At 54.4% G+C, this 22,574-nt stretch carries 18 protein-coding genes; 10 read left to right on the top strand and 8 right to left on the bottom strand.

The window, feature by feature from the left end; genetic code table 11:
* Positions 1 to 524: 524 nt before the first annotated feature.
* Together AK59_RS0100860 and AK59_RS1000000125095 are read left to right on the top strand one after the other, a co-directional pair.
* Positions 525 to 1,352, top strand: a complete 828-nt coding sequence (locus AK59_RS0100860) for a YadA C-terminal domain-containing protein (protein ID WP_080292706.1) — start codon at positions 525 to 527, stop codon at positions 1,350 to 1,352.
* Between the two features lie 234 nt (positions 1,353 to 1,586).
* A complete protein-coding gene (locus AK59_RS1000000125095) occupies positions 1,587 to 2,081 on the top strand; it encodes a hypothetical protein (RefSeq protein WP_176471363.1) in 495 nt (164 codons plus the stop codon).
* A 75-nt stretch (positions 2,082 to 2,156) separates the two neighbouring features.
* On the opposite strand, the gene AK59_RS0100850 is transcribed toward AK59_RS1000000125095, so the two are convergent.
* A complete protein-coding gene (locus AK59_RS0100850) occupies positions 2,157 to 3,590 on the bottom strand; it encodes a glycoside hydrolase family 32 protein (RefSeq protein ID WP_029881778.1) in 1,434 nt (477 codons plus the stop codon).
* 16 nt (positions 3,591 to 3,606) lie between these two features.
* Entirely contained in the window at positions 3,607 to 4,848 is a 1,242-nt protein-coding gene (locus tag AK59_RS0100845; RefSeq protein ID WP_020690161.1) for an MFS transporter, read from the bottom strand.
* Positions 4,849 to 5,086: 238 nt separating this feature from the next.
* Between AK59_RS0100845 and AK59_RS0100840 the strand changes: the two genes are divergently transcribed.
* The 3 genes from AK59_RS0100840 to AK59_RS0100830 all read left to right on the top strand — a co-directional run bounded on the left by AK59_RS0100840 (position 5,087) and on the right by AK59_RS0100830 (position 9,298).
* Positions 5,087 to 6,091 carry a LacI family DNA-binding transcriptional regulator gene (locus tag AK59_RS0100840; RefSeq protein ID WP_029881777.1) on the top strand — a complete coding sequence of 335 codons (1,005 nt, stop codon included), beginning with the start codon at positions 5,087 to 5,089 and terminating at the stop codon, positions 6,089 to 6,091.
* Between the two features lie 345 nt (positions 6,092 to 6,436).
* Positions 6,437 to 7,813 carry a diaminobutyrate--2-oxoglutarate transaminase gene (locus tag AK59_RS0100835; RefSeq protein ID WP_013097916.1) on the top strand — a complete coding sequence of 459 codons (1,377 nt, stop codon included), beginning with the start codon at positions 6,437 to 6,439 and terminating at the stop codon, positions 7,811 to 7,813.
* Between the two features lie 18 nt (positions 7,814 to 7,831).
* Positions 7,832 to 9,298 (top strand): pyridoxal phosphate-dependent decarboxylase family protein, encoded by a 1,467-nt coding sequence (locus AK59_RS0100830; protein ID WP_013097917.1) that lies wholly within the window; start codon positions 7,832 to 7,834, stop codon positions 9,296 to 9,298.
* 36 nt (positions 9,299 to 9,334) lie between these two features.
* On the opposite strand, the gene AK59_RS0100825 is transcribed toward AK59_RS0100830, so the two are convergent.
* Entirely contained in the window at positions 9,335 to 9,850 is a 516-nt protein-coding gene (locus AK59_RS0100825; protein WP_020690158.1) for a protein disulfide oxidoreductase, read from the bottom strand.
* Positions 9,851 to 9,920: 70 nt separating this feature from the next.
* Positions 9,921 to 10,841 carry a LysR family transcriptional regulator gene (locus tag AK59_RS0100820; protein WP_162780648.1) on the bottom strand — a complete coding sequence of 307 codons (921 nt, stop codon included), beginning with the start codon at positions 10,839 to 10,841 and terminating at the stop codon, positions 9,921 to 9,923.
* Between the two features lie 122 nt (positions 10,842 to 10,963).
* Between AK59_RS0100820 and AK59_RS0100815 the strand changes: the two genes are divergently transcribed.
* Positions 10,964 to 12,742, top strand: a complete 1,779-nt coding sequence (locus AK59_RS0100815; RefSeq protein ID WP_029881775.1) for an adenine deaminase — start codon at positions 10,964 to 10,966, stop codon at positions 12,740 to 12,742.
* Between the two features lie 20 nt (positions 12,743 to 12,762).
* Positions 12,763 to 14,106, top strand: coding sequence for an NCS2 family permease (locus AK59_RS0100810; RefSeq protein WP_029881774.1), 1,344 nt, complete (start codon positions 12,763 to 12,765; stop codon positions 14,104 to 14,106).
* Here AK59_RS0100810 and etk read toward each other — a convergent pair.
* From etk to AK59_RS0100795, 3 genes are read right to left on the bottom strand one after another with little or no spacing between them, the layout of a single operon-like run.
* Entirely contained in the window at positions 14,103 to 16,301 is a 2,199-nt protein-coding gene (etk, locus tag AK59_RS0100805) for a tyrosine-protein kinase (RefSeq protein ID WP_029881773.1), read from the bottom strand. The genes AK59_RS0100810 and etk overlap by 4 nt on opposite strands.
* Positions 16,301 to 16,750: an arsenate reductase/protein-tyrosine-phosphatase family protein gene (locus AK59_RS0100800; RefSeq protein WP_013097923.1), complete on the bottom strand. Its 450-nt coding sequence runs from the start codon at positions 16,748 to 16,750 to the stop codon at positions 16,301 to 16,303. The genes etk and AK59_RS0100800 overlap by 1 nt, the downstream gene beginning before the upstream one ends.
* Entirely contained in the window at positions 16,750 to 17,889 is a 1,140-nt protein-coding gene (locus AK59_RS0100795) for a polysaccharide export protein (protein WP_023622076.1), read from the bottom strand. Before AK59_RS0100795 ends, AK59_RS0100800 begins: the two co-directional genes overlap by 1 nt.
* A gap of 468 nt (positions 17,890 to 18,357) precedes the next feature.
* On the opposite strand from AK59_RS0100795, the gene AK59_RS0100790 reads away from it, so the two are divergent.
* Both AK59_RS0100790 and AK59_RS0100785 read left to right on the top strand, forming a co-directional pair.
* Entirely contained in the window at positions 18,358 to 18,690 is a 333-nt protein-coding gene (locus AK59_RS0100790; RefSeq protein ID WP_013097925.1) for an RcnB family protein, read from the top strand.
* Positions 18,635 to 19,120, top strand: coding sequence for a GNAT family N-acetyltransferase (locus AK59_RS0100785; RefSeq protein WP_029881772.1), 486 nt, complete (start codon positions 18,635 to 18,637; stop codon positions 19,118 to 19,120). The genes AK59_RS0100790 and AK59_RS0100785 overlap by 56 nt, the downstream gene beginning before the upstream one ends.
* Positions 19,121 to 19,215: 95 nt before the next feature.
* On the opposite strand, the gene apbC is transcribed toward AK59_RS0100785, so the two are convergent.
* Positions 19,216 to 20,325: an iron-sulfur cluster carrier protein ApbC gene (gene apbC / locus AK59_RS0100780; protein WP_029881771.1), complete on the bottom strand. Its 1,110-nt coding sequence runs from the start codon at positions 20,323 to 20,325 to the stop codon at positions 19,216 to 19,218.
* A 137-nt stretch (positions 20,326 to 20,462) separates the two neighbouring features.
* Between apbC and metG the strand changes: the two genes are divergently transcribed.
* Positions 20,463 to 22,496: a methionine--tRNA ligase gene (gene metG, locus AK59_RS0100775; protein ID WP_029881770.1), complete on the top strand. Its 2,034-nt coding sequence runs from the start codon at positions 20,463 to 20,465 to the stop codon at positions 22,494 to 22,496.
* Positions 22,497 to 22,574: the final 78 nt, after the last annotated feature.

Here is a 22,574-nt window from a genome sequence, read left to right as displayed (position 1 = left end):
CTATACGTTTCGCGATAATTAAATCATTGTTACCTAAACACGATAAATTCGTTGTTTTTAAACCGTTACAACATGATATTTTTTCATGTGGAAAATATTTTGCAGAGGCAATCATAAAAGTTTCATTCAAAACAAATAACGAAATCAATAGAAAGAAAAACCAAAAGACGCTTTAAATAAATTAATTAAACAGGCGTAATAATGTAATTTTTTGACGAAAAAAGATAAGCAAGATTAATGTATTCTTAGTTTTACCCAAGAACGCCCGTCAATCCCCATAAAAATTAACTCCTTGTTTTATAATGAGTAGATCAATCCGCTCTCAAACTCCCCTTTTTAGCCATGCGTGCCAGTATTGATGAAGATCAATAAATAAAACGTGAATATCCGGGATAGTTGCTGCGCGTTACAAAAAAAGTGATTTAGAAAAAATCACCGTAACCTCCTTTTTTAAATTAAATATAACAAGACGTTATATCCTCCCGCCAGGATAGCGAAATAATTTTATTGATGAGAGTTTGGAAATGAAATGTATTAAAACCGCCGTATCTGTTTTTATTTTAACTTCTGTTCCTGGCACAGCAGTTCTTGCCTCTACCTCGCCGGTTACATCCAGTTGGGGGGACGCATATATTTCCGCAAAGAATGAGCAATTTACTGCCACACCTGTTATTACCCTGCCGACGCAACAAACACCGGTTGCACCACAGCCAGTATTATTAGCCCCTCACCTGGACGGGCAGCATATTGAGCCTGGTCAGGCGCCCACGCCTGTTCTGCCGCCGCAGAAAACTCCCGTGAAACAAATTGCGGTTGACCCAATACAAACCTCTGTTGATGGTTCTGCAACGGCGTTGAAAACCGCGCAGGCAACACATTTAGACGGTCAACACAACCAGGTCATTAATGGTCGTGATGGCCGTCCGGGCAAAGACGGCGTGACGACGATTATCACCCGTAATGTCACTGATACAGCCGCCGTTAAACAGATCAATACGCTGACTACGCAAACAGCCGGGCAAGCACAGGAGCTCAACGCGGCCCGACAAATGCTTATTCAGCAGCAAAAAAGTTCTAACGCACAGTTTAAAAGCCTTAAAGACGACGTGGACGATAATAAAAAAGAGTCCCGTAGTGGAATCGCCGGTGCCGTTGCTATCGCTTCAATGCCGCAAGTCGAGCGGGATCAAACGTTTATGGTGAGTGCGGGTGCCGGGACTTTTCATGACGAAAGCGCCGTTGCGGTAGGCGCGTCCTTCCATGCGGGTGAACATGCCATTGTGAAAGCGGGTGTCACCACCACAACGAATAACGATTATGCTGTAGGGGCGGGTATAGGGCTTGGCTGGTAATTAAAAACAACCACATAGAGTAAAACCATTAATCGCATGTTGCGTTTAAATTCCTGAAATAATTTAGATATCTGCTCTTGCAATGACATGCTTTGTTTATATCAAAGCAAGAGCGCAATTAAATGATCTACTGGGGTGTAAAATTTAAATCATTTACTGGTCATTAGCGGTGATAGTTATTTTTATAATAATTATTATCATCACAGCATATATTAAAATTGAGATGTTAGCGCAATGAAAAAAACGATATTTACTGTAGTCATACTCGGCATAGCGTATTTTCTCGGCGGATGTGCAACAAAGGCGTCAAGGATGCAGGAGTGTCTTAATGAAGGCATTTCTAAAGACACCTGTTATCTCGCAGAATCACAACGCCAGGCAGCGATCAGCAACGCGTCGATGAATGCGGCTTTTGCGAATGCGGCTCATGCGGTGCAACATGCACAAATGACACATAAGCACAGAAAAGAGCTTGCTCATTCAGGATGTACGCAGGTTGAGGAAGCTAACGGCGAATGCACTGCAAATTCAGATAAAAGTCAATCGCGTGATTTAAAACAGCTCTCCCGCGAGGCCGAAGCGGTAATGAACGGTACCATCGATGACGGTGCGGCATTCCTGCTGGGGCAAGGATGGAAACCAAACAACGGTAAATGGCATAAACAGGGATATACCTTAACGCTGGTGGTTGAAAAGGGAATTGTTGTGAACAGCCAGCTGTCAAAATGATGATCTAAACCGGCAACAATAAAGGGGTGGCTGCCCCTTTATTGCAAACTCACCATGCGAATGAACGGGAAGTCGTCACTCCAGCTGCCATGCTCCGGCTTCGAATAATAACGCTGAGCCACCCCAGGCGAATAAATTTATTTCCCTTCGCCCTGCCTCAGGATAAATTCGGCTGCTTAAACACGCGTCGCCCTCATTGACAAAAACTTCCACGGAAGAACTGTCGAAGAACAGACGCAGATTAAGCGTATTATCCAGGTTCAGCGCGACGCTTCGTGTCCCGCACAGGCCATACTGCGGATAGTTTCGCTCAAGAACCAGACGCTGCATTTGAGCATCCACGTAGACGCGCAGCCCCTCTCCCAGACTAATGCCGTACTGCTCGGCACTGCTATTGGCACAATCCCACTGCAGAATAACCTCCATCGCGTCGCAGCGTTCCACCAGAGCCATCTGCTGATGAGTCAACGTGCTGACCGGCCAGGGGAACCACGCTCGCCGGAGACCTTCGACCTCTCTGGCCGGTCGCATTTGCAGACGGTTATCCGCACTAAGCGTCAGTTCGCGCGGTAAAGAGAACATGCCTGCCCAGCCGTCCTCCTGTTCCGGCTGGGAGGATTCCCACATGTCCAGCCAGCCGATAACGATGCGGCGACCATCAGGCGTGAGGAAACTTTGTGGCGCATAGAAATCATGCCCGCGATCCATCTCCATAAACTCACCTTCCCGCACAAAAGGCTGCCCGGGCTGCCACTCGCCCAACAGATAGCCGCTCTGGAAAAGATTACGATTTTTGAATCCTTCAGCGGCCATCCCCTGAGGCGAAAACATCAGCACGCGTTTGCCATTGAGCGTGAAAAAGTCCGGGCATTCCCACATGTAGCCCATCTCTTTTTCAGCCACCGCCAGCACGCCCATATCCTGCCACTGGCGCAGATCGGCAGAACGATAAACGCGCACCTGGCCCGTCTCACCGTCCCGCGCACCGACAACCATGTACCAGCTCTCCCCTTCACGCCACACTTTCGGGTCGCGGAAGTGATGCAGGCCTGGCGGGGTATCAACGATCATTCCCTGCCGGACAAAATGAATGCCGTCACGGCTGGTCGCCAGACATTGCACCTGGTAGAGATTCGCCTCGTCATCAGGATCGCCGTGGAATTTATGTCCGGTGTAAATCAGCGCCAGCGTATCGCCATCCACCACCGCCGATCCGGAAAAACAGCCATCCTTGTCTTCAGGCCCTTCTGGCGCCAGCGCAACGGGGAGATGCTCCCAGTGAACTAAATCCTTGCTACGCGCATGGCCCCAGTGCATAGGCCCCCACTGGGTGGAGTACGGATGATGCTGGTAAAAAGCGTGATACCAGCCGTCAAACCAGACCAGGCCATTTGGGTCGTTCATCCAGCCAGCGCGCGCAGCGAGGTGGTAACGCGGATACCAGCGCAGGTTGAGCCCTTCGCGTCTGGACTGAAGTTCCTGCTCTGCTTTAGTAATTGAATACGTCATTTCTCTACTCTTTCGATCAGATGGTGGAAGGTTGCGGCATGAGCGGGTCAGAAGAGGATTTACCCGAGCGCAACAGGAAGATGGAGATAAACGTGGTGCTGAAAACTAACAGCCCCATAATGAGATAGGACTGGGCGAAGCCGTATTTCTCATAGCTGTAACCCGCCAGCGGCGAGAGGACCGAGGCGATCACCGAGCTGGTACAGGCAAAGCCCACCAGATAGAGGGTGGAAGAGAGCCGTTTATCGAAATGTAAGCTGTTGTATTTAAAAATTGAGACCAGCAAAACGGGCAGTTCGACCGCGTGTAATAGCTTGGTAATGGAGATCAGTACCGGTCCCTCAACCAGCCCCGAAGCCACCATACGCATCGCCATCACCATTCCCGCAAAAATCAGGCCATTCTTTGCGCCAAGGCGATTCACCAGCCATGGGGCGCAGAACATGCCCGCCGCCTCAAGGAAAACCTGGAAGGAGTTGAGATAGCCATACATGGCATTTCCTTCCTGTAACGTCGGGAACTGGGAGGAGAAATAGACCGGGAACTGCTGGTCGTAAACGCCATAAATACAGGTGCCGATAACAAAAAATACCAGCGCCCAGAACCGCGGCAGCGTCAGCAGACGCAATGCATCTTCCAGCGTGACTTTACCGCCTGACACCGCTTCCTGCATGGCGTGCGGGGCGGAAGAGACCCTGAGACGCGCCAGCAAAACAAAAAACAGCAGTCCTGCAGAGCTTGCGACAGCGAAGTTCAGCTTCGGATTAATGTTAAACAGAAGTCCCGCGAAAAAGGTTGCCACCGCCCAGCCAAGCGATCCCCACATCCTCGCCTTGCCGAACTCAAACTGGCTCTGGCGGGCGACACGCTCGGTATAGGACTCCAGTACCCCTATCCCACCGTTAAACGTCAGGCCGATATAGATCCCGCCGAAAATACTGCCGAGTAAAACGTTAATCTGCAGCAGATAACCAAACAGCAAAAAGGCCGGACCAGAAAGAATGAGCAGGCTGGTCAGAAACCAGAGCAGGTTCTTGCGCAGACCAAGTTTGTCCTGAATGAATCCATAGCAGATTTGAGCGAAAAGCGCGGAGACAGAAAGCACGGCATAGATAATGCCGGTATCGCCCGCTTTTAAGCCCACCTCCTGGTGGAGCCAGATGGAAAGCAAAGAGCCGGAAGAAGACCAGGTGACAAAAAAGAAAAACAGTAATGCGCTCAATAAGGGATAGCTGTGAGAGTGATGCGTTTTCATCATGGCATTCTCATGTTGGAGTAATGACAAAATGGTAACGTTAACATTGAGCGTTACTCATGCGGTTTGGAGCAGATTCATGATGTTAATCACGAAAGTTAACGTTAACATTACAGAAGTGAGATCGCGATCAATTATTCATCAATGAAGCCTGTCTGGCTCCACTCACATACCCCCTTTCCTTTTACATCAGTAACTTAGTTGTATACTCTTTAACACGTGACATTAACGGAGTAAGAAAATGGCTTCCCTGAAGGACGTCGCAAAGCTGGCTAACGTATCGCTGATGACCGTCTCACGCGCGCTTAACAACCCGGAGCGCCTTAAACCGGAAACGTTGGCACGCGTACAGCAGGCTATTGAGCAGACCAGCTACGTACCCGATCTTTCCGCCAAGAAAGTACGCGGCGCGCATGCCTCGCCAAAAACCATAGGCGTGCTGGCACTCGATACGGTGACGACACCTTTCTCGGTGGAGATTACGCTGTCCATTGAAGAGACGGCCCGGATGCACGGCTGGAACAGTTTCGTCATGAATATGTTTACCGATGACAACCCGGAGGCAATCGTCGATCTGCTGCTCTCTCACCGCCCGGACGGCATTATTTACACCACCATGGGATTACGTCAGGTTCCTCTCCCGGCCAAGCTCCTTACCCTTCCCTGCGTGCTGGCCAACTGCGAAAGTATCGATGAAGAGGTCGCCAGCTATATTCCTGATGATGAACAGGGGCAGTACGCCGCCGTACAGGCGTTACTCGCCGCAGGCTATCGACAGCCCCTGTGCCTGCATTTACCCGCAGATCATCTGGCCACAACCCGACGCCGTCACGGGCTGGAACGTGCATGCCGTGAAGCGGGGCTCGACCCGGACCGTCTGGATCATAGTTATATGGCGTTTGGGGACGAGCACTATCGCGACATTCCGTCAGTTCTGCAGGCGCGCATTCAGAATGGCCTTCCCCAGTTCGACTCGGTTATCTGCGGCAACGATCGTATCGCATTGATGGTTTACCAGACCCTGCTGGCGCAAGGGATTCGCATCCCTGAAGATATCGCAGTTATCGGCTATGACAATATGGTGGGCATTGGAGAACTCTTTCTTCCGCCTCTTTCAACGGTTCAATTGCCGCATTATGAAATTGGTCGCCTCAGTGCTCTGCATATTATTCACGGTGAAACCCATCGGGAAACCACGCGCGTTGAAAGTCCATTTTTAATGCGGAATTCCATTACGCATCTATGATGACCACCGCTTTTTAGCCCTGTCGCAGTAATAAGCAGGCTAAGGAGGCGGTCAACCTCCCTTTCAGGGAAAAATGGCACGATTTGTCACACTCTTTTTTATGATTTTACCCTCCGGGCAGTTAGCACGTAACCGGCTGTTTTTATTTGCCATAACGCATAATTTTCTTTCTCAAAACGGGGATGTTCCGTCCCCTGTGCCCCATGTCACAAAACAGTAAACAAATTAACCATTGAGCCCCGTGGCAAAAGGCTCTATATTGGCGGCGTTTTTTTCAGGCCCCATCTGTTTTTTAACTTTTTATTCAATCGTGGCTCATAACGAAGCGGCGGTTGTAGGAGTGATATGATGACGGATAAAGTCCGTATTGACACCGTAGATGCCCACAAAAGCAACGAAACCTATCTGGCCCGTCAGGCCGAGTTTGAATCTAACGTCAGGAGTTATCCGCGCAAACTGCCTTTAGCCATCACTAAAGCAGAAGGCGTGTGGATCACCGATGCAGATAATAAAGAATACCTTGACTGTTTAGCAGGCGCAGGCACCCTCGCGCTTGGCCATAACCACCCTGATGTGCTGAAAAGCATCCAAAATGTCATTACCAGCGGCTTGCCGTTACATACTCTGGATCTGACTACGCCTCTGAAAGACGCGTTTTCCGAATACCTGCTCTCTCTGCTGCCTGGTCAGGGCAAAGAGTACTGCCTGCAGTTCACCGGTCCATCCGGTGCTGACGCCGTGGAAGCGGCGCTGAAGCTGGCGAAAAAAGTCACCGGCCGTAGCGGTATCATCAGCTTCTCGGGTGGTTACCACGGTATGACTCACGGTGCACTGTCCGTGACCGGTAACCTGTCTCCGAAAGAAGCGGTAGACGGTATGATGCCAGAAGTGCAGTTCATGCCTTACCCACACCAGTACCGTTGCCCACTGGGTATCGGCGGTGAAGCAGGCGTGAAAGCGCTGACCTACTACTTCGAAAACCTGATCAACGACGTTGAAAGCGGCGTGCGTAAACCTGCTGCGGTAATCCTGGAAGCCGTTCAGGGTGAAGGCGGCGTGAACCCGGCTCCGGTTGAGTGGCTGCAGCGCATCCGTAAAGTGACTCAGGAACACGGCATTCTGCTGATCCTGGACGAAGTTCAGGCAGGCTTTGCCCGTACCGGTAAATTCTTCGCGTTCGAACACGCGGGCATTGAGCCAGACATCATCGTGATGTCTAAAGCCGTTGGTGGCGGTCTGCCACTGGCTGTGCTGGGTATCAAAAAGCAGTTCGATGCATGGGCACCAGGTCACCACACCGGCACCTTCCGCGGCAACCAGCTGGCGATGGCAACCGGTCTGACGACGCTGAAGATCCTGAAAGACCAGAACATCGCTGGCAAAGTGGCTGCACAGGGCGAATGGCTGAAAGGCCAGCTGAACGAGATGGCGAAACGCTATCCGGTTATCGGCCACGTTCGCGGTCTGGGCATGATGATCGGTATTGAGATCGTTAAACCACACGAAGCCGCTGACCACATGGGTTGCTTCCCGGGTGATGGCGAGCTGTCTGCACTGATTCAGAAGAAGTGCTTCGAAGCCGGCCTGATTCTGGAGCGCGGTGGTCGTAACGGTATCGTTCTGCGTCTGCTGCCTTCTCTGCTGATCAGCGATGATGAGCTGAAAGTCTTCCTGGATAAATTCGAGCAGGCACTGCTTGCTGCGGGCGTTCGCCCGGCGTAACCGGAGTTGTTGATTACGATGTCTGATTCAAACCCAATTTTGTTCTCCTCTGCGCAGAGCATTGAAGCTTACCAGCAGGCGATTGAACAAAGCACTCAGGCTGTGATGCAGTGGCTGAAACAGCCTGAGATGTATCAGGGCAAAACGGTCGCGGAACTGCGCGACCGCATTAAGCTGGATTTCAACCCGAAAGGGCTGGGCAACGAAGCGGCGATTGAACGCGCCGTGGAGTTCTTCCTGAAAGACAGTTTGTCCGTTCATCACCCGCAGTGTGTGGCGCACCTGCACTGCCCAAGCCTGGTCGTTAGCCAGGCGGCGGAAGTGCTGATTAACGCCACTAACCAGAGCATGGACTCCTGGGATCAAAGCCCGTCCGCAACCATTATTGAGATCAAACTGATCGAATGGCTGCGTACCCGCGTGGGTTATCAGGCTGGCGACGCGGGTGTCTTCACCAGCGGCGGCACCCAGAGCAACCTGATGGGTCTGATGCTGGCACGTGATGCGTTCTTCGCACGTCAGGGCCACTCTGTCCAGCAGGATGGTCTGACGGGCGATCTGCGTAAGATCCGCGTACTGTGCTCCGAAAACGCGCACTTCTCCGTGCAGAAAAACATGGCGCTCATGGGTCTGGGTTATCAGTCCGTCGTGCAGGTGAAAACTGACGAATTCTCTCGCATGGATCTGACCGATCTGGCGGCGAAAATCGAGCAGTGCAACGCCAACGGCGAACAGATCCTGGCGATTGTCGCGACAGCCGGGACCACCGATGCCGGTGCTATTGACCCGCTGCGTGCCATTGCTGAACTGGCGGCGAAACAGAACATCTGGGTACACGTTGATGCGGCCTGGGGCGGCGCACTGCTGATGTCTGAGCAGTATCGTCACTACCTGGACGGCATTGAACTGGTGGATTCCGTTACTCTGGACTTCCACAAACAGTTCTTCCAGACCATCAGCTGCGGCGCATTCCTGCTGAAGGAAGCGCGCCACTATGAGCTGATGCGCTATCAGGCGGCTTACCTGAACTCTGAGTTCGACGAAGAAGCCGGCGTGCCGAACCTGGTTTCCAAATCGCTGCAGACCACACGCCGTTTCGACGCGCTGAAGCTGTGGATGAGCCTGGAAGCGCTGGGTCAGGAGCAATACGCAGCGATCATCGATCACGGCGTGACGCTGGCACAGCAGGTTGCAGCTTATGTGAAAGAGCAGCCCGCACTGGAACTGGTTATGCAGCCACAGCTGGCAAGCGTGCTGTTCCGCTTCCGTGGCGAGGTGCAGGCAGATGATGCAGGTATCGCCCTGCTGAACCAGAAAATTGGTGATGCGCTGCTGGAGTCCGGCCGTGCAAACGTCGGCGTGACCGAGCATAACGGCGTGACCTGTCTGAAGCTGACGCTGCTGAACCCAACCGTGACGCTGGAGGATATCAAAACCCTGCTGTCTCTGGTTGAGCGTACTGCGCAGGAAGTTCTGGCGAAGTAATACACAGCCCCTCTTCCACCGGGAGAGGGGCTATTTTTATAACCCTGCCCACCACATCCTGACTTTTAATCCCCAGTAGCTTGTCCAGCCCGTTGTTGTACTGACGACATTGCCTTTAGAGACCAGCACCAGCGTCGGCGTTACGCTAACCTGCCATTGCTGTGACAGCGCACCGTTTTCGTCATTAATCACCGGCATTTTCAGCTGCTTCTTTTCGACCCAGCGCGCAAGCTTAGCGTCATCACCAGAGCGCATGGCAATACTCACCACGTTCCCGCCCTCTTCCGCCAGCCTGTTGACCGCAGGCGTGGTATAGCGACAGATACTGCACCAGGTCGCCCAGACGTAAATCAGCAGCGGCCGATCCTGACTGAGTGCGGCAATGTCATGTACTGAGCCATCAATGCCCTGCATTGGGGTAGCGCTAAACGTGGCGGGTAATGTCGGCTTGCGGTACTGATCCACACCCCACATCACGGCCAGCGCCAGCAGTACGAGTATGATCCCTTCCCGCGCCCAGCGGCGCAGTTGGCTGAATTTGCGGTTTTCCATTGTGACCTCGTGATTTAACGAAAGTCATCTTAGCGAGCTGCGCGCCGTTTCGCTGTAAAGAAGTGTCGCCCTACCTGGTGCGTAAGGTATCAACCATCAGGGTAAAGCAGGACTCAATGAGCGGAGGCAGCGCCTGCGGGGCACGCATCAGCGCCACCGTGCGCGCCAGGGCCGGTTGCTGAAGGTGAACCACCTTAAGCTGCGGGTCCTGCAGGTGGGTGGTATAAAGCTGAGGCAATATCCCCACGGCAAGCTTCGAGCGCACCAGCCCGTATAATGTCTCGATATAGTCCACCTGATAACGGGTCTGCAGGGACAGACGGTGGCTTTCGGCAAGCGCATTGACCAGCCGCTGAATATTGCCTTTTGAGAAAACGGCAATATCCCGGCCCACCAGCTGTTTCCAGGGAACATGTGCCGACGCGGCGAGCGGATCGTCGCAGTGCAGCACGGCCACAAACGGATCCTCCTGCAACGGGAACACGTCCAGCTGTTCGGGTACCGAGTTGTCCAGCGCCCCGATGCCAAAATCAATCTGCCCTTTCAGCAGTTGCGCCACCAGCGCATCGTTGGTCTGGTCGTGAAACTCCACCCGCAGGCGCGGAAAAGCCTGCGCCAGCGTCTGCGGCAGCAGCGGAAACAGTAGCGAACTGACTGAAGGCACCAGACCGATCCGCACCGTACCGTCGCCGCCGGCCTGCACAATCTGCTGCATATCATCAAACGCCAGCTGCGCCACGCTGAGCACCCGCTGGGCGTGTGGCAGAATGGCGTGCCCCAGCTCGGTCAGCGTGACCGCCGACGCGGTACGGTTAACCAGTTTACCGCCGAGCACGGTTTCGATTTGCCGCAGGGCGCTGCTGAGTGCCGGCTGGCTGATGGCCAGTTTACTGGCGGTATCCGTAAAATGACGCAGCTGCGCCAGAGTGACAAAATACTGTAGCTGCCGAAGGGAGAGCGCAGGCAAGCGCTGCCAGGGTTCCGTCATCATTATCCATTACACGCGTCACAGAATAACCCGGGGTTATCGGGCGATAAATTTTATCAGCTGGGCAAACGTTTGCCGGGTGCATAGAGTAACGTCAATATTTCAATGCTGGAACTGTTAATTGCATGACTGCCGAAACCCGACGCCGCGCCGTGAAGGCTGCACGAGGCGAAACGCCGTTTGACCTGTTGCTTACGCATACCCGAGTTGTTGATATGGCAACCGGTGAGATCCGCGACGCGGATGTGGGTATCGTCGGCTCGCTTATCGCCAGCGTCCATCCGCGCGGCAGCCGCAACGATGCGCTTGAGACGCATGACCTGAACAACCAGTTTCTCTCTCCGGGGCTAATGGACACGCATGTTCACCTTGAAAGCTCGCACCTGCTGCCCGCCCGCTACGCAGAGATCGTACTGGCGCAGGGCACCACCGCGGTCTTCTGGGATCCGCACGAGCTGGCGAACGTGCTGGGCATTGAGGGCGTCCGCTTTGCCATTGAGGCGAGCCGCAACCTGCCACTGCAGGTAATGGTCGCGGCGCCATCGAGCGTCCCTTCCACACCGGGGCTGGAGATGTCCGGCGCAGACTTTGCGGGCGAAGAGATGAATACCCTGCTTGGCTGGCCCGAAGTGCGCGGCCTGGCGGAAGTGATGGACATGCACGGGGTGCTGAATGGCAGTCAGCGTATGCTGGAGATCCTGCAGGCCGGGCTGGAAAGTGGGAAGCTGATTGAAGGTCACGCGCGTGGTCTGAGCGGCGCGGATTTACAGGCGTATCTGGCGGCGGGCGTTACCTCCGATCATGAACTCACCTCCGCCGACGATGCGCTGGAAAAATTACGCGCCGGGCTGACGCTGGAGATCCGCGGCTCGCATCCTTATCTGCTGCCTGATATCGTCAGCGCGCTGAAAACGCTGCCGCATCTGTCGTCACAAATCACGGTCTGCACTGATGATGTCCCACCGGACATCCTGATGGAAAAAGGCGGCATCATCGCCCTGCTCAACCTGCTGATTGAACATGGCCTTCCGGCGACGGACGCGCTGCGGTTTGCCACCCTGAATGCTTCCCTGCGCCTGCAGCGTAACGATCTCGGGCTGATTGCCGCGGGTCGTCGTGCGGATCTGGTGGTGTTCGATTCACTGGATAAGCTGACGGCTCGCCGGGTGTACGTCGCCGGAAAATGCATTGCCCGTGACGGAGCGATGATCGAGCCGATTGTTGATACGCCCCTGACGCTGCCCCGGGATACCGTGCGCCTGTCGTCGCTGACCGCCAGAGATTTCTACATGCGCATCGACAACGCAAACCACGGTGTGGCGCGCCTGCGTCATATCAGCGGCGCACGTTTTACCCGCTGGGGAGAAACCGACGCCCGGGTACGTGACGGACGCGTTGAGATACCGGCTGGTTTTAGCCTGATTTGGGTTCAGCACCGCCACGCGCGCCATGCGGCAAAACCGCAAATCGCCCTGCTGGAAGGCTGGGGAGAGCTGCGGGGGGCCATTGCCACCAGCTACTCCCACGATTCACACAACCTGGTGGTACTGGGACGCAATCCTGATGACATGGCACTGGCCGCCAACACGCTGATCCAAAGCGGTGGCGGGATGGCGCTGGTGCAGAACGGGGATGTGATCGCCCATGTGGCGATGCCCATTGCGGGGATGTTGTCAGAACTCGCCCCTGCGGAACTGGCGCGCCAGTTTCGTGAACTGCGTGAACGCAGCAGCCAGATTGCCGACTGGGAGCCGCCATACAGAGTATTTAAAGCCATTGAAGGGACGTGCCTTGCCTGCAACGCCGGGCCGCATTTAACCGATCTTGGACTGACCGATGGCAGCACGCGCCAGATTGTCGATCCGCTGATTTCTTACCGGGAAACCCCGGACACCACACAATAATACCGAAGGAGAGCCGGATAATGGCCGACAATACCGTTAATTCGCCAGCACCAGGGAACTGGCTTGAACGTCGTTTTTCACTGCATACGCGCGGCAGTACCGTGCGCACAGAGTGTCTGGCCGGTCTCACCGGTTTTCTCGCCGCCGCCTATTTGCTGGTGGTCATCCCGGGGCTGCTGGCCGTGGGCGGGATGGATAAAGGCGCGGCGACCACCGGCACCATTTTGGTGTTTGTGGCCGGTACGCTGCTGATGGCGTTTTACGCCAACCTGCCGTTTATTGTCGGGCCCGGCATTGGTGGCTCGGTGCTGGTTGGGGTAACGCTGGCGGGCAGTGAAGGCATCGGCTGGCAAATTGGTCTGGGCATTGCCTGCTGGTCGGGAATTTTGTTCTTCCTGCTCACCCGTTTTGGCCTGCGAGAGGTTGTGACCCGCTCCGTACCGCAGTCTATCAAACTGGGACTGACGGCCTCTATCGGTCTTTTTGTCGCCGTACTGGGCTTTCGCAATGCCGGGCTGGTGCTGGCTAACGCAAAAACGAACGCGCTGATGCTGGGTGATTTTCTCTCCCCAGGCGCGCTGGTGGCGCTCAGCGGCCTGTTCCTCGCCATTGCCCTGCAGGCGCGTCGCATTCCGGGCGCCATTTTGTGGGCCATTTTGTTTGCCACCCTCGTGGGCATTCCGATGGGGGTGACTCACCTTCCTGCCAGCTTTATTGATATGCCTCACTCACTGACGCCGGTGCTGGGCCATATCGACATGCTGGGCGCGCTGAATATTGCCTTCCTGCCGTTCCTGTTTGTCTTTTTCGCATCGGAGTTTTTCTCCACCATGGGCACCACGCTGGCGGTGGGAGGTGAAGCCGGGTTGCTGGATGAAGAGGGCAATATGGCAAACATCAATCGCCCGTTTATGGTGGACTCGATTGCCGCCGCGATTGGCCCCTGGGTGGGTATTCCTGCCGCCACGGCGCTGATCGAATCCTCCGCGGCCGCAGAAGCAGGGGGTAAAACCGGCATGACGGCGCTGGCCGCTGCGGTTATGTTCCTGCTGATGCTGCTGTTTACGCCCGTTGCGCTCATGATCCCAAAAGAAGCCACCGCCCCTGCCCTGATCCTGATCGGCCTGAATATGTTCAGCGGCCTGCGTAAGGTGGATCTGGCAAACTTCACCGACGGGCTGCCGGTGCTGATGATGGTAATGATTACGCTGATTGCCAACAGCTTCGGGACAGGGATTGCGGGAGGGCTGCTGTTTTACATCGTCATTAAAGCGATTGCAGGAAAATGGCGAGAAATCCCCGTTGGTCTTTGGATCCTCGCCATTCCGCTGGTGTATTACTTTGCCACGCTGGTGAAGCACTAATCCTTGCGCGGTTGCCGTGTCGGGCGTTGGCCATACTCGTAATGGCCATAGCCTGCACGGTAATACAGCGCTGCTGATTTCACCACATCGTTCAGCACGGTGCCGTTGATATGCGCCCCCGTTTGCTGCAAACGCTTAATGCTGTTCTCCATCTCTTTGAGGCTGGTTTTACCATAGCGGGCCACCAGCAGTGAGGTGGCGGCCACCGGGGCAGCCACTGAGGCGTCCGTTACGGCCAGCACCGGCGGGGTATCGAGGATCACAAGGTCATAATGCTCGTCTGCCCAGGTCATTAACGCCCTGAAGCGTTCGCTCATCAGCAGTTCAGAGGGGCGTAACGGAACCGGCCCGCAGGTCAGTACATCAATGTTGCCTTTCTCATAGCGCTGAATCGCCGCCTGGAAATGACATTTTCCGTCAAGCACGTCGGAAAGCCCGGTATGGTTTTTCAGATCGAAGATGTTGTGTACATAGCCTTCGCGCATATCTGCATCAATGAATAACACCCTGAGCCCGGCCTGCGCCTCAATCGCGGCCAGCGAGGTGCTGACAAGGGTTTTACCGCAGTCCTGCGTTGGGCCTGAAATCATCACGATCCGGTTAGCGGCATCCTGCAAGGTGAAATGCAGGCTGGTGCGAAGCCCCCGCACGGCCTCGACAAAAACATCCGCAGGCCGATCAACCGGCAGGAAAGGGACATCGACAATCTTGTGTCTCCAGCGTGAGCCAAATGCGCGTTTTTTACGCAGGTTGGTTTTTTTCCACAGCCACAGGGAACGGGGCAAGGTGGCCATCACCTGTACGCCAAGCCCTTCCAGTTGCTCGGAGGTGTTGATGCCGCGTCTGAGCGCCATGCGGACCAGGACCAGCCCCATTGAGCATATCAGCCCCAACAGGATGCCTAAGACGATGATCACCAGCTTTCGCGGTTTGATGGGATCGGGTTGCGTCACCGCGCTGTCGATAATTCGCACGTTACCAATGGCGCTGGAGCGCGAAATGTTCAGCTCCTGCTGACGGGTGAGGAGCTGCAAATAGATGGTGCGGCCTGACTCCACATCCCGGCTAAGGCGCAAAATGTCCTGCTGAGTTGATGGCATGGCGGCGACACGCTGATTAAGGCGGACCTTCTCCTGCTCAAGCGTCTGACGCTTTTCACGCAAGGCGCGGTAGTTCGGGTGCTCTTTCTTGAACAGCTGAGAAATCTCCGCCTCACGAAACGTCAGCTCGTTGAGCTGGTTTTCGATATTCACAATCTGCTCGAGAACCGATTTCGCTTCCAGGGAGAGATCCACCGAATCACGCTGTTTGCGATACTGATTCAGCCGCTCTTCAGCCAGATCCAGTTCGCTTCTGATTTTAGGCAATTGCTTCTGCAAAAATGCAAGACTGCGGGCATCCTGTGCTTCCTGGCGCGCAATGTTTTGCTGCAGATAGTTGTTGGCAATCCGGTCAAGCACATGCGCAATGCGCTCAGGATCGTTGCCGGTCAGCGTGAGCGTCAGCACCCCACTCTGCTTTGCCGATTCAACGACGCTAAATTGGGTGCTGAGCGTATTGATAGCTTCCAGACGGGTGCTGTTTTGCACCGTGAATTGCGTGCCCGTTGGCGCATTCATTTTCACCACTAACAGTGAAACGCCGGCTTTTTCCAGTGGTTTCCCTTCCCTGCCCTCGGCATAAAAGTTATCCCCCTCCAGCTGGTATGCCCCTTTTTCCAGCACAGTGAGCACAAGGGTGCGAGGTTTGCCTTCGACAGGGGGAAGTTGCAGCCAGCCAAGGGCAACCGTCGCCGGTTTACGGCCCTGCAATCGTGCCCACAGACGTCCCACTACCGGGAACGTACGCTGCGTCACGTGCTGCGTTAGGCCTAATTCATCGACGGTTGCGCCCAGGATCATCCGCGATTTAAGCAGAAGAATTTCAGGTTCGACATCGGGAGACATCTCACTCCCAAACTGCCTTAAATTTTTGAGCAGGCTGTTATCCTGCTTTCCTTCTACCTGGATTAAGGCATCAGCGCGATAAACGGGTGTAGCCAGAAAGGCATACAGCCCCGCCAGCAGGGTGAACAGGAAAGTTATCGATAAAATGACTGCACGGTGATCGATCACCTCGCCGAGCAGGCTAATGAGATCGATTTCATGATTCTCCGGTGCTGCCGCACCGTAACTGTCTGTTGTGTAAGACGACATTAACGCTTCATTCCTTGTTGACTCAAACGATGAGCCCATTCCTGACTGGCTTTGCCCAGCAGACCGAAAACATAATCGAACGCTTCACGACTTTTACAATAGGGATCGGGGATGTCCTGCGGCCCCAGCCACTGCCCAAAAAGCAGCGATTTGCCGCGAATTTCCGGGGCCATGTCAGAGATAAAGCGAAGATGGGCAGGTTCCATCACCAGAATCAGATCCGATTCCCGCATGATCTGCGGGGTCAGTTTGCGCGCGCGATGTCCCTCAAGTGAGATCCCATGCCGCCTGGCCACGTCCTGAGCGCTGACATCCGCCGGGCTGCCCTCCAGCCCATAGATACCTGCCGAGGTTATCCGTTTTCCCGGTAGCAGCTGGCGCAACAGCCGCTCGCCAATCGGCGAGCGACAAATATTGCCGGTGCAGACCACTAAGATGGAATCAAACATTATTGCGGCCACGATCTGATGTAACGGACCGTTTCGGTCAGGTCATGAACGCCACTGATGGTCGGCACGAGCTGCGTAATGACGCGATTCCAGCGTGACAGCGGTGCCGTGGTAACGTAGACAATGTCGTACGGCTCAAGCTGGAATTCGGTGCCCAACACCATCGCGGAGGCATCCTGCGCGTTAAGCTGATAAATGTTGGCAATTTTTCCCGCGTCGTTGCCTTTAGCAATGGAGCGAATAACAAAAATGCCCGTCGCATCGGCCATATCCTGATTCAGGCCGCCCGCATTGCTCAGCGCTTCAGCAAGGGTCATTCCGCTCCTGTCCATCTTGAGCGTGCTCTGCTTGATCACCTCCCCCATCACGAAGACTTTCAGGGCGTCATTACGAGGCACAAAAAGGATATCGCCCGGATAGAGCAGCTTATTTTGCGTCAGGTCGCCGTGCTGCATCAGCGCATACAGAGAGAGGCGCGAATCTTTCCCCTCGTGAGTGAGAACCACATTGCGCCAGTCCGCATCGGCAGAAAGCCCGCCTGCCGCGTTGACGGCATCCATGACCGTCAGGGGAATATTGGTGATTGCTTGCTGGCCAGATTTGACGACTTCGCCAGTGACATAGGCCTTTTGCGAGCGGAAGGCAGCCACGCTGACGTCCACCTGCGGGCTTTCGATCACGCTATCCAGCCGTTTGGCGATCTCTTCCCTGACTTCAGAGACCGTTTTTCCTGCCACCGGGAGTTTGCCGACATAGGGATAGAAGAGCGTACCGTCGGCGTTGACCCAGTTGCCGGTGTCACTGGCACTGCGATACTGTCCGGCCGGTGTTGTCAGTTCAGGGTGATCCCAGACGGTTACGGTCAAAATATCACCGGTTCCAATGCGGTACTCCCAGTTTCTGACCTGCTCATCGAGCTTAGGATTAGACTGAGATTTGGTGACGGCAGGGCGCAATTTCTCAATCAATGAAGGGGTAACAGGATAGAGATCCACGCGCTTATCTAAATTATTATTTTCATCACCCGACGTAATGACGTTTTTTCCCGCTGAGCTTAATGTTTGCCCGGGAGAAAATACGCAGCCCGTCAACTGACTTATCGCTAAGAATATTACAGATAATGTGGTTGTGTTTTTCATTAGAATTAATATTTCATTCATGAGCGCAAAAAACGCATAACAGGCCATTCCGGAAGAATCGCCTACTTTTTCAACATGCTGTTTTTCAAGCAATTACGTAAAATTACACATCACTGAATGATGTGTAGAATGAACTGAAGGACCGGAACCACGTAGAATTGAGAATTAAACCGCTCCGCTTTTAGAAGTTTAAATCGTCTTCAAATGAAATGCATGCATTTCAGGTCACAAATTTAGAGTAAACTTATATTTTCAGAATTAATTAAAAAAAACATTTCCGTTCTGAATAAGTCCTAGGAAATAATATTCATAAACAAAATAGTATTAACCGTTTGATCTACACAAAACCGTCCACTTTTGTTACATTTTTTTTCTAACAGGCTCTGCTGGGATACTTAAAATAGGCTGTCTGCCATATCGTCAACACAGCAGGCTGAGCGTATCAGTAACGGTATAACTGGAGAAAAAATGGCTAAGCGTACATGGCTGCTTCTGGGTGTAGTAATGTCTCTTGCGAGCGCGGCTTCGGCAGCCCCGCAAACGGCGTCAGCATCTGGCGGCATCAAAGCTTATGAAGAACAAGAGTTCATTGCTGATTTCACGAAGTTCAAAATTGGCGACACGGCTCCGGCGCTGTATCAAACCCCTGAATACACCATCAAACAGTATCAACTGCGTAACCTCCCGGCGCCGGATGCGGGTACGCACTGGACCTATATGGGCGAGAACTATGTCCTGATCGGCGATGCCGACGGTAAGATCTATAAAGCCTATAACGGAGATATCTTCTATCATCGCTGATACCGTCCATATTCGGCCGTGGCAGGAGAGCGATCGTCCTTTCCTGCGCACCCTTTACCTGCATGCCCGCCGCGAGGCGTGGCCGTGGCTGAACGGTGCAGAATGGCAACTCGAAGATTTTGACGAGGCAACCCGAGACGAAGTGATTTGGGTTGCCGTACAGAACGGCCATCGTGTGGGCTTTGCGTCAGTCTGGACGAATGATAACTTTCTGCACAATCTGTTCGTTGCTCCGCAGTATCAGAGCCTGGGTGTTGGCCGTTTGCTGCTGGAACAGGTACAAAAAACGTTTACCAGTACGGGGGCGTTAAAGTGTCTGGTGAGAAACGAACGGGCTATCGCGTTTTATCAGCGTCATGGCTGGCACATCGAGGCAACGGGGGACTCTCCGGAGGGAGAGTACTATCTGATGCATTACCGATTGCGTTAATGTCGGGTGGCGGCTTCGCCTTACCCGACCTACATGATGGTGCCATTTGTAGGCCGGGTAAGCGAAGCGCCACCCGGCACTCAAGCGCAGAAGAATTACACCGCGCGGAAGGCGATTTCGCCAGGAATGACTTCACCCTGCCAGTAAAGCTGCGCCGCAACGCGCCCCGCCAGCTGACGGTACAACTCCGCAAACTCACTGTCCGGGCGGTTGATGACCGTCGGTTTCCCGCTATCCAGATCTTCACGCAGCGTGATGTGCAGCGGCATCTGTCCCAGTAGCTGGGTGTGGTACTGCGCCGCCAGTTTTTCTGCACCGCCGGTGCCGAAGATAGGCTCGTGATGACCACAGTTGCTGCAGATGTGCATGCTCATGTTCTCGACGATACCGAGCACAGGCACCTCGACTTTCTCAAACATCACGATGCCTTTTTTGGCGTCGATCAGCGCGATATCCTGCGGCGTAGTGACGACAACTGCCCCGGTGACGGGGATGTTCTGCGCCAGCGTCAGCTGGATATCACCGGTACCCGGCGGCATATCCAGCACCAGATAATCCAGATCCGGCCACAGGGTCTCCTGCAGCATCTGCATCAGCGCTTTGCTGGCCATTGGACCACGCCAGACCATCGCATTGTCATCAGTCACCAGATAACCGATGGAATTCGTTGCCAGACCGTGCGCCATGATTGGCGCCATGTGGGTTCCATCCGGCGAGGTTGGACGCTGGTTTTCTGCGCCCAGCATGTTGGGAATTGACGGCCCGTAGATATCCGCATCCAGAATACCGACCTTCGCCCCTTGCGCCGCCAGCGCGAGCGCCAGGTTGACGGCGGTAGACGATTTCCCCACCCCGCCCTTGCCGGAGCTGACGGCGATGATGTTTTTCACACCGTTAACGCCGGGCTGGTTTTTCACCCGCTTGAGGGTGGCGATACTGTGGCTCAGCTTCCAGTCAATCGCTTTTGCACCGGTAATGCGCAGCAGCTCCGAGCTGGTTTGCTCTTTCAGCGCGTCGAAGGCGCTGGTCCAGACGAACGGCATCTGCAGCTCGATGTGCAGCGTATCGTCCAGCCATGCGACATGGTGCAACGCTTTCAGCGTAGTGAGATTGTGCTTCAGGGTTGGATGCTGAAAGTTAGCCAGCGTCCCGGCGACCATTGCTCGTAAGGCTTCCGGTGATTTGGCCTGGGATTGCGAACTCATCCCGACTCCTTTGTTCTTGTGAATAAGACCTTAGATGAACAAGTTTACCTGAAAGGCCGTGGTTTGTGCTTACTTAATAATGCCCCTTTTGGTAATATCAAAAACCCTTTTCACAGTTAAAAGAAGTAATGCCTACTATGACTCAAGTCGCGAAAAAAATTCTGGTAACGTGCGCACTGCCGTACGCCAACGGCTCAATCCACCTCGGCCACATGCTGGAGCATATCCAGGCTGATGTCTGGGTCCGTTACCAGCGAATGCGCGGCCACGAGGTTAACTTCATCTGCGCGGACGATGCCCACGGCACGCCGATCATGCTGAAAGCCCAGCAGCTGGGAGTTTCCCCGGAGCAGATGATTGCCGAAATGAGTCAGGAGCATCAGACCGATTTTGCTGGCTTTGACATCAGCTATGACAACTACCACTCCACGCACAGCGAGGAGAACCGCGAGCTGTCAACGCTTATCTACACCCGTCTTAAAGAGAACGGTTTTATTAAAAACCGCACTATCTCTCAGCTGTACGATCCGGAAAAAGGCATGTTCCTGCCGGACCGTTTCGTCAAAGGCACCTGCCCGAAATGTAAATCACCGGATCAGTACGGCGATAACTGCGAAGTGTGCGGCGCTACCTATAGCCCGACAGAGCTGATCGACCCGAAATCGGTGGTCTCCGGCGCCACGCCTGTGATGCGTGACTCCGAGCACTTCTTCTTCGACCTGCCATCCTTTAGCGAAATGCTGCAGGCGTGGACCCGCAGCGGCGCGCTGCAGGAGCAGGTAGCGAACAAAATGCAGGAGTGGTTCGAATCCGGTCTGCAGCAGTGGGATATCTCCCGCGATGCGCCCTACTTTGGTTTCGAAATTCCAAATGCATCGGGCAAATATTTCTACGTCTGGCTGGACGCGCCAATCGGCTACATGGGCTCCTTCAAGAACCTGTGCGACAAGCGTGGCGACACTGTCAGCTTCGAGGAATACTGGAAGAAAGATTCCACCGCCGAGCTGTATCACTTCATCGGCAAAGACATCGTTTACTTCCACAGCCTGTTCTGGCCGGCAATGCTGGAAGGCAGCAACTTCCGCAAGCCAACCAACCTGTTTGTTCACGGCTACGTGACGGTGAACGGCGCGAAGATGTCCAAATCGCGTGGGACGTTCATCAAAGCCAGCACCTGGCTGAACCACTTTGATGCGGACAGCCTGCGTTATTATTACGCGGCGAAGCTCTCTTCCCGCATCGACGATATCGACCTGAACCTGGAAGATTTCGTGCAGCGCGTGAACGCGGACATCGTGAACAAGGTGGTGAACCTGGCGTCCCGAAACGCGGGCTTTATCGCCAAGCGTTTTGACGGCGTGCTTTCTGCCGAACTGGCCGATCCTGAGCTGTATAAAACCTTCACCGATGCCGCCGCTGCGGTTGGCGAAGCCTGGGAAAGTCGTGAATTCGGTAAAGCAATTCGTGAAATCATGGCACTGGCCGATGTAGCCAACCGCTATGTGGACGAGCAGGCCCCATGGGTTGTCGCGAAACAGGAAGGCCGCGACGCTGACCTGCAGGCGATCTGCACCATGGGTCTGAACATGTTCCGCGTGCTGATGACCTGGCTGAAGCCTGTACTGCCGCAGCTGGCAGCGCGTGCAGAAGCGTTCCTGAACACCGAACTGAGCTGGGATGCAATCCAGCAACCGCTGCTTGGCCACAAGGTGAATACCTTCAAGGCGCTCTACAATCGCATCGAAATGAAACAGGTTGAAGCCCTGGTGGAAGCCTCGAAAGAAGAGGTGAAAGCAGCTGCCGCACCGGTGACCGGCCCGCTGGCTGACGATCCGATTCAGGAGACCATCACCTTTGACGATTTCGCTAAAGTGGACCTGCGCGTGGCGCTGATTGAAAACGCGGAATTCGTGGAAGGCTCTGACAAGCTGCTGCGCCTGACGCTGGATCTGGGCGGTGAGAAGCGTAACGTCTTCTCCGGCATCCGTTCTGCCTATCCTGATCCGCAGGTACTTATTGGCCGTCAGACCGTCATGGTCGCGAACCTGGCACCGCGTAAAATGCGCTTCGGCATCTCTGAGGGGATGGTGATGGCCGCAGGCCCTGGCGGGAAAGATATCTTCCTGTTAAGCCCTGACGAAGGCGCGAAGCCGGGTCAGCAGGTGAAATAACAAAAAAGCCGGAGATTATCTCCGGCTTTTTTTATTCTCCCTCTCGCACAGGGAGAGGGCCGGGATGAGGGCATCAGG

Origin of the sequence: Enterobacter sp. T1-1 (assembly GCF_000710795.1) — a bacterium.
Classification (GTDB): Bacteria; Pseudomonadota; Gammaproteobacteria; order Enterobacterales; family Enterobacteriaceae; genus Enterobacter; species Enterobacter cloacae.
The sequence above is the reverse complement of the archived record's forward strand: the minus strand, read 5'-3'. Positions and strand labels throughout refer to the sequence as shown.